This window comes from Roseofilum reptotaenium CS-1145, assembly GCF_028330985.1.
GTDB classification, from domain to species: Bacteria; Cyanobacteriota; Cyanobacteriia; order Cyanobacteriales; family Desertifilaceae; genus Roseofilum; species Roseofilum reptotaenium.
Genome location: NZ_JAQMUE010000101.1, coordinates 1 through 18,623, shown reverse-complemented (window position 1 = coordinate 18,623; position 18,623 = coordinate 1). Strand labels below are relative to the sequence as shown.

Genomic DNA, 18,623 nt, shown 5'->3' with positions numbered 1-18,623 from the left:
CTTTCTGGGCCCTCTTTTGCTTGATGGTAGGCTACGCCCAGGGACTCTCTACTCTGGTGGGGGACTATCTTAAGGAGTCGGGGCATTGCTTTGCTTGGACACTCTTCATTTATATCGTAACTTATTCATCGGACTTGATAATATAGCGCGCAGCGCTATATTATTCAAATGATGTCTAGATGAGCAGATGGACAGCTATGGCGCAAGCTTATAGTCAAGATTTACGTATACGTGCCCTGAATCTGATCAAGAGTGGAATGTCGATAACGGATATCAGTCGGCTGCTGTGTATCAGTCGGCCAACTCTGTATAAGTGGCAGAGTCATTTCCTTTCAACCGGTTCAACATCGGCTAAAAAGCCAGATCCCCCCACTTGGGTATCAAAGATAAAAGACTGGGAAAGATTTGTGGGAAATCGACCCGGAAAACGCCAAAAACGACTAAGTTTAATCGGAGCTTTATGTCAGAACGAATTTTTGGCCCCCTTTGTCTACCAGGGATATTGTACGGCTCGACTAATCGAAGCTTGGCTGGAAAAGGTGTTGTTACCTGAAGTTGAACCGGGAAAAGTGATTATCATGGATAATGCTCCTTTCCATAACTCTAAGAAAATCAGAGAAATTATCGAACAAGCCGGATGTGAATTGCTGTTTTTACCGACTTACTCCCCGGATTTAAATCCCATTGAACATTGGTGGCATAAAATCAAGACGGCTATCAGAAAAGCACTACCATTATTTAATTTTGATATCGAACAAGCTATCGATGCCGTTTTTAAGGATTTGTAAACACTATAGCGCGCAGCGCTATATATGGACGAGAGCGAGCAAATCTATCCCGAACAATCAACAAGCGCGATTATCACCCACCATCCAGTTTCTAAATACTTTAGCCCATAAGCACCTTTGACATCTTCCCCTCTCTTGAACACACAGGGAGGGGATTTAAGAAACCGAGTTTCTGCCATAGCTTTTCCTGCTTATCCAACATTTGAAGAAACCCGGTTTCTAGTCTCTGGAAAATTAAGTACAAAATGTATTCGATACCATTTAAGGAGTATTCGTAATTTCCACCATCATTTCTCCTTGGCGCAATTGCTCTAACGCATCAGGCAAAGTCGCTGTCAACAATTGTCGCAAGTTGCGGTTCGTGACATTACCACAAGTTAGCCACAAAATTTGAGGAGGCGATCCCAAACGACAGACTAAATCGATGAAATCACTGTCTTTCGTCATGATCGCAACATTTTCCACTCGTGCTGCTTCAAAAATCTCGATATCTTGAGCATCCCGAAGTGCTAAATCTCGCAATGCAGTCGCTTCCAAACCAAAGGTTTCTGTCAGCCAATTGGCTAGTGTGGGTGGCAGTTGAGCATCAATCCAAATCTTCATGCTGTGAGTCTAGGAAAATCAGTACGTCGTGCAGCAAAGAGCAAACAGGCTTGAATATCTGCTAGTTCTAAATCGGGAAAGTCTTCTAAAATTTCAGTAACGCTAACATTTTCCGCCAACATTTCCAAAATATCAGTGACGCGAATTCGCATCCCTCGAATACAGGGACGACCTCCACATTGACCGGGAGTTTGAGTAATACGGTTTAGCAAGCCAGTCGTTAAATTCATAACCAGGTTTTATGCTTTAATGGGTCATTGGACTTTCTCATTGATTAGAGCATACCATCACCCTAACCTTCAACCGTCCCAAAGGGAATTACATCTCAGTTAGAATAATGACAACGTTCAGGGAATGATGATGGATGTCAGATCGCTCCTAAAATTAACCATTGGTGGCGGCTGTGTACTCGGCAGTACAGTATTTCCACCATTGCTGGCTGGGGAAGGGATTGCTTGGGGAGTCGTCTTGGCAACTACCTTAGCCAGTGTTGCAGCAGGGAATACGGCTAATGCGATCGATGCCTTAACAGAGGGAAAAGACGGCGATCGCGTATCCTTAGAAAATGAACATTTAACACGGGCAGTGGGAAAAGCCATAGCTGCCGTCATCACTCTCGCTGCCCAACAACACCGAGGCGAAAGCCGCAAAAATTTAGAAAAAATCGCCGCTCAAGCCAAAGACAATTGGCTCAGGCTTGCCCAACAGGAGCTAACCCAGGTTCGCTATCCGCAACTGAGAGAAGCCACACTCGACCAATTTCTCACTCCAGAAGAATACCAACTCACCCAAGAGGGCAACCTCACCGTCCCGGAATGGCGCACCATTTTTGTCAAACTGGATGTAATGGCCGATCCCGATGGACGCTTTGAAATAGCCGATCCAGTTAAGCAAGAGGTTGCCGAGTTATTGTCTGCAACCTTCCCAAAAGCCCTGCGAGAAACCCTCAAAGAAGATTTTCACAGCGATGGGAAAGCCTTTGCGGGGTTGACATTGCAGTTATTAACGGGGATGAAGGCTGAACTGGCACAACTACAAGCTAATCCAAGGGGCGTGAATCCGGAGGAGTTAGCCCAAATCCTAGAGCAGTTCCAGGACTTAGCAACCCAGTTAAGGGGGAACATCACTCAGCAACAGGAGTTTTTTAGGGACGTTTCCTGTAGTATTGAGTCGGGTTTTGCCCAAGTCTGTCAACGGTTGGGGGTGATGGAAACCACTATCACCGGATTGTTACAAACCCTAGAGGAACGCATAGAGGATTTGCATCAAGAAGTGACGGAATTTCGTCAAGAGGTGCGGCAGGGGTTGGCGGCGATGCAATATCCATCGGAGGAGCGATCGCTATCTACTGATGAATGGCAAGATATGTGCCGTCAGATGCTGGAACGGAAGACACAATTAACCAGCAATACGGTTTTAGGTCAGGTTTATGGGAATCGCAACTTAATTGATGAGGATTTATTTGTCGATTTGGCCCTGGTGAAACCGAAACGGAGTCAGAACGAAAAATACGGCCAAGATATTGACCCAGCAAGGGGTTCGGACTTGTTCGCTCGGCAAGAAGAAACAGTAGAGAAACGGTTTGCTTACCGAGAGTTTCTTGATGAAATTATTGGCAAACGCACGGAGAAACAGATTGCCATTATTGGAGAACCGGGAGCGGGGAAAACGACGTTACTTCAGAAATTAGCCTTTTGGTTATTACAACAAACCGACGATTTAGTGATTTGGGTGGACTTGGCAGAATTGGGCATTCAACCTCTGGGAGAGTATTTAGAGGAAAAATGGCTCAAAGAGGCGTTAGGGCAGTCTAGAGAGGAAATTAGAGCCGACTGGGAGCAGAAATTTAAGGGAGGTGCAGTCTGGTTGCTGTTGGATGGCTTGGATGAGATGAGCCAGACAGACCAACAGGCTTTGAAATTCCGAGGTTGGGTGACGGATGCTCGGATAATTGTTACCTGTCGCTTGAATTTGTGGCAAGCGAACCCCAGCCAGTTACAGGGGTTTCAAACCTATCTCACCCAACCGTTTCAGGATGAACAAGTGCAGGAGTTTATTCGCAGGTGGTTTCCGGGGTTGGTTGAGTCAGGAGAAGCTGTGCAGTTAGCAGAATCCTTGTGGTCAGAATTGCAAGCTGCGGGGAAGGAACGGATTAAAGATTTATGCCGCAATCCCCTGCGGTTAACCTTATTATGTTCGACTTGGAAGGTGGAGGATGCGCTACCGGAAACGATGGCGGAGTTGTATGCCGGTTTTGTGGAGGCGATGTATGCGTGGAAGAAAAAAGCATTTACTGTGGAAAAAGAGGAAAAAAAACATTTAAATGCAGCTTTGGGAGCATTGGCGAAGGCATCCCTAGAGGCAGAAACCAGCCGATTTCGGTTAACTCATCGGTTGGTGTGTGAATATTTTGGAGAACTCGACGAGGATTCCTTGGTATTACGGTTGGGTTGGTTGAATGAGGTGGGGGTGGCGGCGGAAAATCCCCGCGAAAAGGTTTATGCGTTTTATCATGCGACGTTTCAGGAGTATTTTGCAGCGTTGGCAGTGGAGGATTGGGATTATTTTTTACCCAAGGATCATGGCGATCGTCCCGTGGAGGGGAAGCGGTATCGGATTTTTGAACCGCAGTGGAAGCAGGTGATTTTGTTGTGGTTGGGGCGTTGGGATATTCTAGATGAGCAGAAGAAAGCTTTTATTGAGAAGTTGGTGAATTTTAATGATGGCTGTGGAGAGTGGAAGTTTGCAGATATCAATATAGGATTTTATGAATATCATGCATACTGTCTTGCTGCTACTGGAATGACCGAATTTAAGGATTTCAAGAATTCTTCTCTTGCCGGTACTATGGTAGAGCAGATAGTAAAATGGGCATTTGGTTATTTTAATGAGAAAACGAAACAATGGCAAAATTATATTGACCCCTTGCGGCGACATTCAAAATATATTACCCTACTTGAACTCGATCCTAACCAAGTTTTTAACTGTATGCGTGACTTGATTGACAAAAATCCAGGTGCTACGTGGATTTTTGTTGAAAATGGTTATGGTTATATTTTAAAGCAAATAGCACGAATCCATAGAAAGAATAAAGTAGTAGAGGATATTTCAAATGATGTGTTGCAAATTCTTTGGAGGCAGGCAGAAACTCCTGAGTGTGAGAAGGAAATACTAGATATTGTACGTTGTTTAGTAGATCTCGACCCAAGTAATGTAAATCTAACAGAAACTGTCTTAGACGTGATTGAAAAATCCTACAATGGAAAAAAAGGTCAAGAAGCGGCAGAAATGCTAGATAAATTTAGTTTTAGCAATCACAAAGATAAGGTTATTGAGGGCTTACATCATATAGTACAAAAATCTGAAAGTATCTATGGTCGTATATGTGCTGCCTACGGTTTATTTATAGTCGATCCAATGAATTTGACATCAAAATCAAAGGAGCTATTAAATGACATAATTTATGGGATAGAGCAGGAAAAAATTAGCTTAGAAAAATCACTAAACTATACGAGATTGAATATATGGATATATATAGAATCAAAAAAACAGGCAGTTACTTTTGCAGCCTATATATTGGGAAAAGTCGATCCAGGAAATCCCAAGGCTATTTCTGTATTGGAAAATAGAGCTAGATTGAAAGATCAAGTTTTGGCGAGAGCTTATTTAGGTTGTATTGACCCAGGAAATGATTTATCTCTTCATCTAAAAAAAGAAAACAGTCCTCAAGATGATGAACAGGTGCTTTATTCTGATTTACAGGAAAAAAATGATCTGCTATCTGAAACTATTCCAGTTTTAGTTGAGCTTCTTCAAACCACTGACAGTAGGATGATACAACACGATGCTAGTAGGTGTTTACGAAACCATCTCACTACTAATATCCTACGAGAAGAGGCAGTATCTGTTCTTAAAGCGTTTCCTGATGTTCCAATTAACGAAAATCAATATGCAGTCTTCAATGACGATTCCTATTACGATCTTAGCTGTGTTCAACGTTATGAACTTTTCTGGAACTGTGCTGAAAATCTTCCCTATCCCGACTTTTATCGTGCATGGCATCATCCCCCCACGACACCCCATCCCGAAGTCACGGAACAAACCCCCCATAGCAGCGCACAATCTTTCGCCTCTCCCTTCACCTGCGAATCCCTGCAACACCTGCCGATTTATTGCCTCAAAGCCGACATCCTCGCCGACGAAACAGATACCAGCGAAATCGCCTCAACCCTCTGCCAACTCATCTGGGACGAAGCCTTCCCTAATGAAGACTATCCCAAAAAAGTAACCAAACCGAGCAAACTGCGCGAACACCTGAAACAACTTAAACTGCGCCAAAATCTCCCCAAACTCGCCATCCTCATCACTGATTGCCCTCCCAGGGATGAACTCATCGCCTTTTGCCGCAAACTCACCAATATTGTCGCCATAGCCTGGTTAACCGACGCACCCCTAGAAGCGCCCTTAAAAGGCTTTCCCCCCAATCAAATTCAGTTGATATCAGCCATTGAAGCCTGGTTAGAGGAGATGTAAGAAACCGAGTTTGTGCCCAAGCTGGTATATCCTAACCAAGATTTGAAGAAACCCAGTTTCTAACAAGCTACAATAGCGATCAATCCATCAATCCACCTCAACCCATGTCCAGTTACCAAGAAATCCTCCATCAGGCTCAATCCTTGAGTCGAGATAAACAAGAGCATCTCTTACAAGACCTAGCCCGTCTTGTTGAGCAAAGGGCAACCATGCCAGAACAAAACGAGAGTGAAACTTCGCCTCCCCTAAACTTAAAGCGATGGCAGGGTTTTCTGCCGAAACAGGTCGATGCCCTAGAGTTTCAAGTTCAAATCAGGCAAGAATGGGATGATTAATCAATACCTTCTGGATACTAATATTCTGATTTATTACTTTAACAATCAGCCAGAGGTTCAGTATATATTCGATGCCATTGAAGCCGGAAATGCAGCCGCATTTTATTGTCCGATTAGCTGGGTTGAACTACTCTGCTATCCTAATTTAACGCCAGAACAAGCCAATGAAATGCGCGAATTTCTGCGACTGATTCACTGCGTACCCTTGAGTGAATCAGTCTTAGATTGTGCTGCCCAAATCCGGCGAAATTATCGCTTAAAACTGGCTGATGGTATCATCGCTGCTTGTGCTTTAGTAACAGGATGCATCTTGGTTACTCGTAATGTTAATGATTTTAAGCGCGTAAATGGTTTAAGTATACTCAATCCATTTACACCTAACTCACCCACAACCCCCTGACATTGGCCCTATTCACCCAAATTAACATGCGATCGCTTATGGAAGAATTACCAAAAATCAAATTTCTGCAACAACCGACATCTGAGGCTTGGGTGGAACAGGCGATCGCCAATATTCCCACGATCCTCTTAGATCATTCCCATTGTGAGCGCAAAGCAGCCGGAGTCGCTCTAAACCTGATGTTCCGCTATCCCTCCAGTCAGGTGTTAGTCAGGAAGCTAACGGCGATCGCCCGCGAAGAACTGGAACACTTTGAACAAGTCAATCAATGGTTAGAGCGTCTCCATATTCCCCTCGCTCCCCTTTCCGCTCCTCCCTATGCTGCCGGATTAAAAGCCCAAATTCGCCCCTCTGAACCGGAACGAATGCTCGATTCTTTGTTGATTTCTGCCCTCATTGAAGCCCGTTCCCATGAGCGCCTGGGGCTGCTGGCGAACCATCTTCCCCATCCAGAACTGGCAAAATTTTATCGCTCTTTAATGGCTTCTGAAGCGCGCCATTATGGAATCTACTGGATTTTAGCAACCACCTATTGCGATCGAGAAATTGTCCAATCTCGCCTAGAAAGTCTGGCGCAAGTTGAGAGTGATTTGCTCTCTAACTTACATCCAGAACCCCGGATTCATAGTTGAAATTTATTCTAACCCTAAAATCTCCCGAGCCTTTTCTAACAACTCATCGGGATCAAACGGTTTAGTCATATATAAATTCGCCCCGACTTCTTCCCCTTTTTTCTTGTCAAACTCTTGCCCTTTAGCGGTTAGCATGATGATGTAGACTCCCCTCAAATCCGGTTGTTTTTTAATTTGATAACAGACATCAAACCCGTTCATTTTGGGCATCATCACATCTAGAAAGACTAGATTAGGCTGCTCTTCTTTAATCAAATTTACTGCCGTTTCTCCATCTGCTGCGAATAATAGTTCTACGCCTTCATCTTCCAGCTCTTCTAGGGTTTGTTCTAGCAGGATTCTGATATGATTCTCATCATCCACAATTAACACTTTCTTATCCATTATCAGTATAAAACCTCGAAGATCTCCACCGTTTGTGTTTTACCTTTGACATTCACTAATCCTACCTCCTTAAAATTAAAGTAGTCAACGGTGCGATCGTAAATGCTTCGATCCACTAGGATTTGTCCCCCTTCAGCTATGGACTGCAACCTTGATGCGGTATTGACTTTGTCTCCAATTGCAGTATAATCAACGTGCTGACGAGCGCCAATATTGCCCACAACAACCTTACCTGAGCTTATACCGATACCCGTTTTGAAATTTTCTCGAATCCAAGGAACGGGTATAGATTGTAAGCATTGTTGCATGGCGATCGCCGTTTGAATCGCTTTTTTTTCACTCTGTTCTAAAGGAGCGGGTGCGCCAAACATACAAACAATCATATCCCCTACAAACTTATTCACCGTTCCCCCATAGCTAAAAATCACATCGACCATATGGGTAAAATAAATATTTAAATATTCCACCATGGTTTCCGGTTCCAGCATTTCGCAATGAGTAGTAAAATTGCGAATATCGGAAAAGAGCATAACTAAATCTTTTTTACCCGTTTTCAGTAAACTTTCTTCCTTATTATCGATAATAGCTTTGACCAATTGCGGAGACATATACCGCTCTAAATTACTTTTGATGCGTTCCTCTTGCAACTGATAATTATGCAAACGAGCATTTTCCATTGCATTAGCCGTTTGAGAAGTTAAAGCAGTCAACAGTTTTAAGTCTGCGGCTCGATAATTGATGGGTTCAGAATGACCGATCCAAATCACCCCAAAAGCCTCATACCGACTTTTGAGCGGAGAACAAATTAATGCCTGATTCAAACGATCGATTTCAGTTAACCGAGAATCATGTTCTACGTCATTAATGACTTCAGCCACTCCTGTCGATAGGACATAACCCATGATCCCCTCATCAATCGCTAAATTGGACAGTTGTGAAGGATAATCTCCAAATTCGGCTAGAGTCGTAAAGCGTCCATTTTCTGGATCAACCAATAAAACTGCTCCTTGGGTAGACTCAATAATGTCTCGTGCTTCTTTGAGTACTAACTCAGCAATCACCCCCATATCTAAGCAAGCACTCATATCTTCAGAAATACGATATAAGAGATTAATTTCTTTGTATCGCTCTAGAGTTTCATTGACCAATGCTTTTTGAGAAAGAGTTTGACGCACCAGATAATTTAATAAACTGGATACCGCAGAACTACCTTGATCTCCACATACCCAGCCAATCACTTCTCCTTCCGCTTTAATCGCATATTCTTGAGGGAAGAAAGGATGGACAGAACCCATTAACAAATTTCTATTTGGATCGAAAATGCCTACCTTTCCAGGAAACAGATCCACACACTCTTGAATCAAGGTTTGAGTGGTCGATTTATTAATTAATGACTTCAATTTGATGGCCATTCTGGATAGGGGGATTCTCTAATAACAACACAATGATTTGATCGTTGCCTTTTTGAAATTTTAAAGTTTTTACCAATCTAGAAGTATTAGATATATTTACATCAGTAATGACCAAATCGGGATGAGCAGCAAACAGAGCGTCCTCCGTATTCATAACTTTCATATGATATCCTTGAGCTTGGAGAATTTCCGTTAAAGTTTGTGCGCTTGAAGATTTTTGATCGAAGACTAAAACTCGTTTAGATGAGTATTGTTGCTTCAGTAGAGTCTGCACTCTCTGTAAAAATTGTTCTGAGCTTATGGGTTTCGTTAGATAATGATCTACACCAATACGATAACCTCTTTCGGAGCGATCGTCAGCAGAAATCATTAGAATGGGAATTTGCATGGTTTCTGGATCATTTTTAAGAATTGCAGCTACATCAAATCCATTCAATTCTGGCATCATCACGTCTAAAACTACTAAATCTGGTTTTTGCTGCTTAATTTGGGCGATCGCCTCGTGTCCATTTGCTGCTTGTCGTACTTCATAGCCTTCCACATCCAAATGTTGAGTCAACAACTCTCGAATATTAGCATCATCATCAACAACCAAAATCACTCGTCGTCTTTGCTGCTGATCATCCTGATAATCTGGACACACATCTGTTAATTTTTGTACTAACTGAGGCCAACCCATATCCCCTTTGCTTTCTGATATCGGTAACCAAAATGCAAATATACTTCCCACACCCACTTCACTTTCTACCCAAATATGTCCTCCATGATGCTCAATAATTTCCTTACAAATGGGCAATCCTAAACCTGTCCCTTTGGGTTTATTAATCAAAGTATCGCCGACTTGTTTAAACTTCTCAAACACTTTGGGTAAATCTTCTTCTTGAATTCCAATCCCTGTATCGATCACTTGGACAACCACAGTTTCACCTCGTTTTTGTGCCTTACAGTTCACTGTCCCTCGATCGGTAAACTTGACGGCATTAGAAATCAAATTAATCACAACTTGCATTAATTTATCTTCGTCTCCGAGAATACTGGGTAGATTTTCCTCAACTTCAACGACTAATTGAATACCATTCTGACTAAATAGGGAGGTTGTCGCGACTGTCGCTCGTTCAATCACCTGTGTGATTGCCACCGGTTGATGCTTCCAATCAACTTTTCCGGCTTCCATTTTGGCGATATCTAAAACATCATTAATTAAAGCAGTTAAACGCACACCTTCTGATACAATAATGTCTAGGTTTGTACTCACTTGAGTTACCGCACGTCCGACTTTATTCTCTGTAATATCAACCCGAGGTAAGATGACTTCCTCTAGTTTTTTCTTAATCAGTTTGGCAAATCCTAAAACCGAAGTTAAAGGGGTTCTCAATTCATGAGAAACCGTAGAAATAAACTCGGTTTTCATCCGATCCACTTCTTTGTCTGCGGTAATATCTCTCACTAAGAAAACGCAACCGATAAATTGCTGCCCTAATTGGGGATCAGTTTTAAAAACACCCGTGGCAACAATTTTCCCAATTCGGTTTTCCGATAAATCCATTTCTGAGTTGAATATGTTTTCGGGATTTTTTTTAACTTTTACTCCCAGTTCAGCAAATGTTCCTCCAAAAACATCTTCACTCCTTCGATTGACCAAACTTCCCTGATCTAATCCAAACAACTTGAATAACGCTTGGTTACTTTGAGTGATCGTTCCATCTGTATTCGTAACCAATAAACCATCAGCGATATTATCAATAATTGAAGTTAGATTAGCCAGGGTATCTTGTAGAGACTGTGTGGCGGCTGTCACCTGATTTTCTAACTCATTTTTGGATTCTTGCAGTTGATCGATCATCTGATTAAATGCCTGTGCTAACGTTCCGATCTCATCCTCTGTTAACACAGGAGCTTGCGAGCGAAGATTGCCAGCACTCACTTGAATGGCTGTTTCCGTAATCCCTAAAATGGGTTGAGTGATACGACGAGAAATCAAATAAATAATAATCAGTAAAAATAAAGCTGCACTTAATCCGATTTGTAAAATCTCCTTCAACAGTTGATGTGCCGGTGCAAAAGCTTCAGCTTGGCTCATTTCTGCTAATAAAGCTAGATTTTGATTGGCCATCCAGACATAGGCTCCAATAACTGGAATCCCTTGATAATTCCGATAAAGTCCTACCCCATCAATTCCTTGAGTTGCTTGTTGAATTCCCAAGCTATCAACTTCTTTTAATTCTTCTTGATTCTCTTGTCCTTGAGTCGCTTGCTGAGAAATAAATACATTTCGGTTTCCTAATCGGCCAATTAAGTAAGTTGCACCCGTTTGTCCTAAACCTGTTTTCTCCCTAATGATTTCATCAATTCCTTGTAAATCCAAGTCAACCGTTAATACCCCCAATCGTTCACCTGATTCAGCCAAAATTGGAGTTCCTAACGTAATAGCAGATTTGCGGGTTATGGGAGAAGTATAGAAGCTGGGAATGACAGTATCAGATTGGCCATGGTTAAAGTAGGTGGTAGTTTCTCCTAATGGTTGATAGGTTTTTTCTTTAGTCGGGTTAGTAGATAGGGCAACAATGCCTCCTGTACTTAATAAAGAGATTTCTTGTAAACTTGGTTTCACTTCTGAAAATTCTGATAACTCTTGGGAAATTTCTTCATAGGCGATTAACTGATAAATAGTTGACAAGTTTAATAGATCTTGAGACTCGATGTTATAACTCTCTTTAAATTTGGCAATTGCTTGCTCTAAACCCCTGCCATAAATTCCATCTAGTTCTCCATCATAATATCCTAAATCTTGCAACAGTTGCTGTAGTTTAATTATTTCTTGCTGATCGGATTCTGGAGTTAGGGGAGTGGATTGTTCTTGTTGGTTAAGCAAGTATTTAAAGTACCGTGCAATTGTAGGCGATCGTGCGATCAATTGCACATCTTCGTATTGGGTTTTTACCCAATCATCCAATTGATACTCTTTGAGGGATGTGGCTACTTGCAGCCTATTATACACAGAATCTCGGAGAGAGTCTCTTGCCCTGACATAGGCAGCGATCGCCACCAGACTAACGGTCACTAAGGACAAGAGAGAAAAAGAGGTCACCAACTGAGACAGGAGACTTTTTCGGAGAAACTTCAGCATAAAACTTGCCTCAAAGAAACTTAGGATTTAATGTACCTATCTACTAGAAAAGTTATTGCCAATCCTGAAAAATGGTTTTAATGGCAGCGATCGCCCGATCGGTGGCAGCTTGAGCGGATAAATCTTTCGTCACCATCTCGGCAATCACTGTCCCCCAAATATTTTGACTTTGCACCTCACTATAGGCTGGATTCAAAGCTTGAGCAAATGGACGAGTCCGATAAAATTGTTTAGAAGCTGTTGAAATGTGCGGATCATTAGAATCTTGCCAAAATGGATCTTCCAATAGTTGAGGCATAACCGGGAAAAACCGCCCTTGAGAGCCTTGAATATAAAGTTTGAGATTGTCCGGTTCAATCAAATAAGATAACAACTTCTTCGCTTCATCTTTGTACTTAGAAGACTCAAAAATAACAACTTGCTTAATGGATACCATTGATGTCATTGGATCGCCATTCGGTTTATTCGGCCAAGGAGTGGTGACCAGTTGCTGCTGATAAGTGCTTTGATCTTGTCGTTGCGATCCAGGAATAGACAAGGTAGGATTAATCGTCATCAAAGTAGAACGACTCAAGAAAGTAACATTGTTATCTGCATTCCCCCAGTTTGTTGCTTCTGGAGGAACATATTGTTGTTTATAAAACTGGGTATAAGCGGATAGGGCCTGGGCAATTCCTTCCCGCACTTGGGCCTTGTCTACTTGTAAGTCTCCCGTGCTATTAACCAGCTCCACATCAAAAGCTGCCAAAAATTGCTCAAACACAAAGAACGTATCTGAGGCTGAAGCAGACATGGGTAACCCCATACTATAAAAATCACTTCGTCCTTGATTCCGTATGGGAGCTTGCGCCTGTTCCCAAAACGCCCAAAATTGATCCCAACCTTCAGGAATCGCTTCTTCTCCTTGACCAAGGGAAGAGAGCAACGGTTGCCAATAATGAATATGATTAGTCATTTGAGTGATCGGTGCTGAATAATAACTTCGCTCTCCCGTAGTTTTGTTTAAGTATTTAACTGCATTCAAGACTGCTGGACTATACAAAGATTCGGCAGCTTCAATCACACTGGAAACATCAGCTAACTGATTATTCCAAGCCAGTTTAGGAATAAACGTTAAATCGGCATCATGGCTATACAGAACATCGGGGGGATTGCCAGCAGAGATAGCCCGTTCAGCTTCTTGAAGAATATCACCTTCACTATAAAGGGTGAGTTCCACCGGTAAGCCACTATCATTCTCCCATTGTTGCACCAACCGCCGGATCGCTTCCGTTTCCTCTGGATAATACCCCTGACTCCACCAAATCCGCACACTATCACCACCACTGCTGGTAAGGCTTGTCGGAGAATCTTGACGTTGACCACAGTTCGCTAACGTCAGACCGAGCAAAAATAGAGATAAGTTTGTAAACTGCCGCCGTTTCATAAATTTGATATCCAACACTACATCATGCATAGGCAAGATCGATGCCATCATAGTGTATCATGCTCTTCTGAAAACCGTTTATGAACAGTCTTTATGCTATATCTATAGCTTGTGAATAATTTCTGCTATCGTTTATACGACTAGGACGAGAAAATTTAGGGTGAAGATTGGGCTGTAATTGATAACCGATAGACTGAGGGGCTGTTTTCCGGGTTGACGATGTCAAATAGCTCTTTTTTTGCCGTCTCATCCACTTCCCTAGCCGAAAAAGCCAATCGAAAAAAATAGCTTTCGCCAATCAGTTGAGCGGTCACCATACCCAATAAGGCAGAAGCCGCCTTATCTGTACTGATCTGAATCTGGTGGTAGCGATCGCCTATAATCACTTTTCCCTTCGTCATCCCTAAACCACACATTGAAGAAACCATCGAAGAAACAGTTTTATGGTGATCAAAAGATTTATAGTTTAAGAGAAACTTTTCTAGATCGGCTCCACCATTGTGGGTAGCAAAAAACAAACTTTCTAATTCAAACGCCTTAGGATTTAACATCACATATCCACAGCGCAAATAACCCACAACATTTTTAGGAAAGTCCAACTGATACCCTAGATCGACTTGACCAGCGCTCATCGCAATACCTACTTGTTTCTGGATCGATCCTAACGGTGTTTCTACCCAACCCGTAGCCCAAACTTTTCCCTCATCTGGATCGAAGTGTATTACTGGATCGACTCGTTGTAAATCATCAATACAGGGAGTTCCAGGAGGTTGGAAAATTAAATGACCGGAAAAATGATCGTCTACCCAATCAATGTCATCATAATAGCCATGGCATAAACTACCACATAGCCAGTTTGACGATACTTCCTTAAACCATAGTCGATCAATACATAGCCCGCGATCGCAATTGAGCCTCAGCTTAAGCTTCTCTGTTTCCAAGATTAACCACTTATTACGACGCTCTACCTGTAACTGATCGGGTAGGGAAATATTAGGATTTCCAGATTTCAATCGAGGAACCACAAAAACTACGCCTAACTGATTAGCTAGGGTTCTTAAGCGTTGCTCGTAGTCTATAAAGCGTTTAGGTGTAATATGAGTGCGAAAATCGCTACCCCATAAGTAACATAACTCCTGCCAAACTGGATTCGTATAACTGACCCGATCTTTGAGAGCATTATAAATTGACCAACATCGGTTATTGATCTCTAAATCTGTACCCGTTACTGCCCACCTGGTGATATTATACTTTCGTTGCTTCTTGACTGGAATTGGATCTTCTGAAGATTCTAATGACAGACTATGACCAGCTAGAGGGGATGAAATTTTATCTAAGATATCACTTACATGAATAAACTGAAATCGATTATCGTGTTGTAAACTTTTAAATAAATCATAGATTTTCTGCCATTCATCTAATTCAATTTTGGCTTCTGTTGCATATCGACCTGGACGGAAGTTAAACACCTCTGCATCATTCCCATATAGCATCAATGTTCGGTTTGATTCAGAAAGATGATTCACTAGATATTGGTCTATATATTCATCCCAATTTATTTCTCCATAAATGTATTTTTGGAATTTTTGAAATGCAATGGAATTGTTCCAGATGACGGGGATTTTTTCTCCGCTTTGACTACAAGCATATTGGGGGTAATAACGCCATTCAAACTCCCACTCACGGTGATACCGATAGGGATTATTCCATTCCATAATAATAGCTTTATATCCTGCTTTTAAATAATGGGAAACTAAACTAGCAGAATAGGCTTGTTCATTCACTAACGCCACTTGTGGATGTATCCCTAAAATCTTGTCATAAACCTGATGCCCCCAATAGAGATTGGCTTCATTTATGGCTGAAGGGACAATAGGGCCAATAATTTGTGCATATCCACTACCAATCAATTCACACTTGCCTTGACTAATTAAATAACGTAGTTGATCCATCCATTTCCGATCGAGTTGCTCTGCTACTTCTAGGGTATAACCTGTCGCCTCAATAGCTATAGGTATATTGAATTCAGATGCTAGTCTGAGAACTGGCCAATAGCACTGTTTCATGACTATAGGGCGTTGCTCTATCTCAATGGATGAAAAGGCAAAATTGAGATGAAATAGAAGCATTAAAGAGAGTCGATCGGCAGATTCTCTTGAATGAGAATTCAGAGGATTTGTAGAGGATATTTTTGAGGATTGATGAATCATTATTTTTGCCTATACAGAAGGAGAGATAAAATCTGAAATAATCCAATGTAACCCAAGAATATAAGACGGAATTAAACTAATTTCTTAGGAACGACACTATACCCCAAATAACCAAACCCAAATGGGGAAAGTGAACAACAAGATGATACAGCCAAGAGCCAAACAGGTCACGGCTAAATCTTCGTCCAAATGATAGTTTTGCGCAATCACTAAAGTTGCAAATGAAGGGGGCATAGACATTTGCAAAACCATAGCTAATCGAGGCGCACCATCAACACCAAAAAACATCAATCCGGTTCCGACAACGAGTGGAGCTAATATCATTTTAATCAACAAACAAGTTGAGGCTTGTTTAAGCTTTCCTAGGGTTTGGAGTTCACTCAGTTTAATCCCAATTAATACCAAGGCAATCCTAGTCACAGTCCAAGCCGCATTATATAAAGTTATTTCCACGGTCTCAGGTAGAGGGACATAGCGAAATCCTAAGCCAAATAATAGGCTCCAAAACGCAGGATTATTTCGGGTAGCTTTAAAGACTCTTTGTAATATAGATTCTTGCTTTTGATCGCTGCTACCAAAGTAGGCAGCGAGGGCAACCCCAACCACATAAACCGCGATCGCCGATCCTAAGAGATCGTAGAATAACCCCCAGGCAATGTAGTCTACTCCCACTAACCCTAAAACCACAGGAATACCTAAATACCCAGTATTGCCACACATCATCGCCAGCATAAAGCTGCCTTGAGTCGCTTGACTCCATTGACTATTAATCACAGTAATTTGAGGACCTTCTAGGGCTGGATTTAAACCTCTGGCAATGTCTCGTAAGCGCTCATCGCTCACCCCCAGATCAATCCAAGTCCAGGCAAAGGCTGCACCCACACCGACGGCAATCCAAGCGGTTAACGGCGCAATCCAAATTCCGCCGGAAAGATCCGTTTTGCGTAAAAATGCCACAATACTAATGGGTACACCAAACAAAAATAATCCTTTCCCTAAATAGGAACTACTGTTCTTGGGTAATAGGGTACTAATCAAAAATTTGCCGATACCCCATCCTAATAGTGTCCAGCCAATCAAAGGCAGATATAGCTTGAGTAAGTTTTCAACTAAGGGAGTCATGATCGCTTAAACTTTTGGTGGACATATCCATCTATACAGCCGTGAGACAAGTTTACCGTAATTATTTAATTCGAGATTGGCAACCTAGCGATCGCCAATCTGTTGCCACCCTAATCAGTTCTGTTTTAGCCGAATATGGTCTCACTTGGGAACCCGAAGGAGCCGATTGTGATGCTCTAGAAGTCAAAAGTGCATATTGGCAAGCCGGCGGAGAATTTTGGGTCATTGAAAGCGATCTCCAACTGATAGGCACTGGGGGGTATCACCCCATATCTAAAGGGTACAAAGCTGTAGAAATTCGCAAAATGTATTTATTGCCCTCCGCCCGTGGACAAGGACTTGGCTCTTTCCTCTTAGATACTTTAGAATCAACCATTCAATCCCAAGGGTATCAACAGATTTGGGTAGAAACAGCATCCGTCCTCCAAGAAGCGATCTCCCTTTATGAGAGCAGGGGATACCAGAGAGCAACCGGAGTCGAAACCCCTCGCTGCGATCGGCTCTACATCAAAACTATCTTGACCTAACTTAACATTTGCCCAGTATGCCATCCAAGACAATAATAAAGCTGTACACATACTCTGAAACATACGTTGTATGACTACAGCCCGCCTCACCTCTAACCTGATTAACGGTATTCTCTCCATTAAACCCCTCGCCACCCTAGCAAAACAGCAAGCCCGCAAAATGATCATCAAACGCGCCGAAAAAATTGGCGTTCCTTGGCGAGAAGAAGTCAAAACCCTGCAAACCATTGATTGGACTCCCCGACTACAAGCCATCCAAAACCCCAACATCACCTACCCTGACTATTACCTGCAACCCTTCCATGCTTACGATAAAGGCGATCTCTGTTGGGAAGCCGCCTTAGAAGCAGAAGTCGCCGCCAAAGCCGTTCATGCCCAACTCTGGAAAGATGCGGGAGCCAAAGGAGATGAACGCTTACGCCAAACCTATCATCAAATCCTGCTCGAACAGCTAACCCCCGCCCCCCAAGACATTCTAGATGTGGGCTGTAGCATTGGCATGAGTACCTTTGCCCTCCAAGACATCTATCCCAACGCCACCGTCACCGGACTGGATTTATCTCCCTACTTCCTCGCTGTAGCTGGATATCGAGCCGAACAGAGACAGAGCCAGCAAAAAAAACCCAACCGTTGGATTCATGCTCGTGCAGAAGAAACCGGACTTCCCGATGCTTCCTTTGATTTGGTTTCCCTCTTTCTCATTTGCCATGAATTACCCCAAGAAGCCACCCATCAAATTTTCCGCGAAGCTCGGCGGCTTTTGCGTCCCCAGGGTTATCTGGCGATTATGGATATGAATCCCCAGTCAGAAGTTTATGCAACCATGCCGCGCTATGTGTTTACCCTTCTCAAAAGCACAGAACCCTGCATGGATGAATATTTCACTTTAGATATTGCCCAAGCCTTAACCGATGCTGGGTTTAAAACGCCCTCTATTCAACCCAACACCATCCGCCATCGCACAATTATTGCCCAATGTGCAAGTTGAAACCCACATTCCGCACGACAAAGTGTAGCATAGATAATGAGACCAAGTGGAGGGAATATTTACCCGGAAAAAAACTGGAGAAAAACGAGAAACCATAGGAAAATAGAAGTGATTGTATGGCTCAAAGCCTGGTCAG

Annotated in this window: 15 protein-coding genes; 7 read left to right on the top strand and 8 right to left on the bottom strand. The window is 42.5% G+C overall.

Annotation, left to right across the window (positions count from 1 at the left end; genetic code table 11):
* The first annotated feature begins 179 nt into the window (after window positions 1–179).
* On the top strand, window positions 180–788 hold the full coding sequence (locus tag PN466_RS22935; protein ID WP_271944363.1) for an IS630 family transposase: 609 nt from the start codon (window positions 180–182) through the stop codon (window positions 786–788).
* Window positions 789–1,049: 261 nt separating this feature from the next.
* Here PN466_RS22935 and PN466_RS22930 read toward each other — a convergent pair whose 3' ends face one another.
* Window positions 1,050–1,391, bottom strand: coding sequence for a DUF5615 family PIN-like protein (locus PN466_RS22930; protein WP_271944361.1), 342 nt, complete (start codon window positions 1,389–1,391; stop codon window positions 1,050–1,052).
* Window positions 1,388–1,621, bottom strand: coding sequence for a DUF433 domain-containing protein (locus PN466_RS22925; RefSeq protein WP_271944359.1), 234 nt, complete (start codon window positions 1,619–1,621; stop codon window positions 1,388–1,390). The genes PN466_RS22930 and PN466_RS22925 overlap by 4 nt, the downstream gene beginning before the upstream one ends.
* A 127-nt stretch (window positions 1,622–1,748) precedes the next feature.
* Between PN466_RS22925 and PN466_RS22920 the strand changes: the two genes are divergently transcribed.
* The 4 genes from PN466_RS22920 (at window position 1,749) to miaE (ending at window position 7,291) form a co-directional block, all read left to right on the top strand.
* Window positions 1,749–5,924 carry an NACHT domain-containing protein gene (locus PN466_RS22920; RefSeq protein WP_449314332.1) on the top strand — a complete coding sequence of 1,392 codons (4,176 nt, stop codon included), beginning with the start codon at window positions 1,749–1,751 and terminating at the stop codon, window positions 5,922–5,924.
* Between the two features lie 104 nt (window positions 5,925–6,028).
* Window positions 6,029–6,259 (top strand): hypothetical protein, encoded by a 231-nt coding sequence (locus PN466_RS22915; protein WP_271944355.1) that lies wholly within the window; start codon window positions 6,029–6,031, stop codon window positions 6,257–6,259.
* Complete coding sequence (locus PN466_RS22910) at window positions 6,252–6,659, top strand: type II toxin-antitoxin system VapC family toxin (protein WP_271944354.1); 408 nt, start codon at window positions 6,252–6,254, stop codon at window positions 6,657–6,659. Before PN466_RS22915 ends, PN466_RS22910 begins: the two co-directional genes overlap by 8 nt.
* A 38-nt stretch (window positions 6,660–6,697) precedes the next feature.
* A complete protein-coding gene (gene miaE, locus PN466_RS22905; RefSeq protein ID WP_271944352.1) occupies window positions 6,698–7,291 on the top strand; it encodes a tRNA-(ms[2]io[6]A)-hydroxylase in 594 nt (197 codons plus the stop codon).
* Window positions 7,292–7,294: 3 nt separating this feature from the next.
* Here the strand turns inward: miaE and PN466_RS22900 are convergent, their stop codons facing one another.
* The 6 genes from PN466_RS22900 to PN466_RS22875 form a co-directional block, all read right to left on the bottom strand.
* The gene (locus tag PN466_RS22900; RefSeq protein ID WP_271944351.1) at window positions 7,295–7,675 is read right to left on the bottom strand and encodes a response regulator transcription factor; all 381 of its coding nucleotides are present in this window, start codon (window positions 7,673–7,675) and stop codon (window positions 7,295–7,297) included.
* Between the two features lie 2 nt (window positions 7,676–7,677).
* Window positions 7,678–9,087: an adenylate/guanylate cyclase domain-containing protein gene (locus PN466_RS22895; RefSeq protein WP_271944349.1), complete on the bottom strand. Its 1,410-nt coding sequence runs from the start codon at window positions 9,085–9,087 to the stop codon at window positions 7,678–7,680.
* A complete protein-coding gene (locus tag PN466_RS22890; protein WP_271944347.1) occupies window positions 9,059–12,214 on the bottom strand; it encodes an ATP-binding protein in 3,156 nt (1,051 codons plus the stop codon). Before PN466_RS22890 ends, PN466_RS22895 begins: the two co-directional genes overlap by 29 nt.
* A 52-nt stretch (window positions 12,215–12,266) precedes the next feature.
* Entirely contained in the window at window positions 12,267–13,691 is a 1,425-nt protein-coding gene (locus tag PN466_RS22885; RefSeq protein WP_271944345.1) for an ABC transporter substrate-binding protein, read from the bottom strand.
* Window positions 13,692–13,795: 104 nt separating this feature from the next.
* Entirely contained in the window at window positions 13,796–15,706 is a 1,911-nt protein-coding gene (locus PN466_RS22880) for a hypothetical protein (protein WP_271944344.1), read from the bottom strand.
* A 240-nt stretch (window positions 15,707–15,946) separates the two neighbouring features.
* On the bottom strand, window positions 15,947–16,972 hold the full coding sequence (locus PN466_RS22875) for an AEC family transporter (protein WP_271944342.1): 1,026 nt from the start codon (window positions 16,970–16,972) through the stop codon (window positions 15,947–15,949).
* Window positions 16,973–17,013: 41 nt separating this feature from the next.
* Between PN466_RS22875 and PN466_RS22870 the strand changes: the two genes are divergently transcribed.
* Window positions 17,014–17,499 (top strand): GNAT family N-acetyltransferase, encoded by a 486-nt coding sequence (locus tag PN466_RS22870; RefSeq protein WP_271944365.1) that lies wholly within the window; start codon window positions 17,014–17,016, stop codon window positions 17,497–17,499.
* 70 nt (window positions 17,500–17,569) lie between these two features.
* Window positions 17,570–18,487 carry a class I SAM-dependent methyltransferase gene (locus tag PN466_RS22865; protein WP_271944340.1) on the top strand — a complete coding sequence of 306 codons (918 nt, stop codon included), beginning with the start codon at window positions 17,570–17,572 and terminating at the stop codon, window positions 18,485–18,487.
* Window positions 18,488–18,623: the final 136 nt, after the last annotated feature.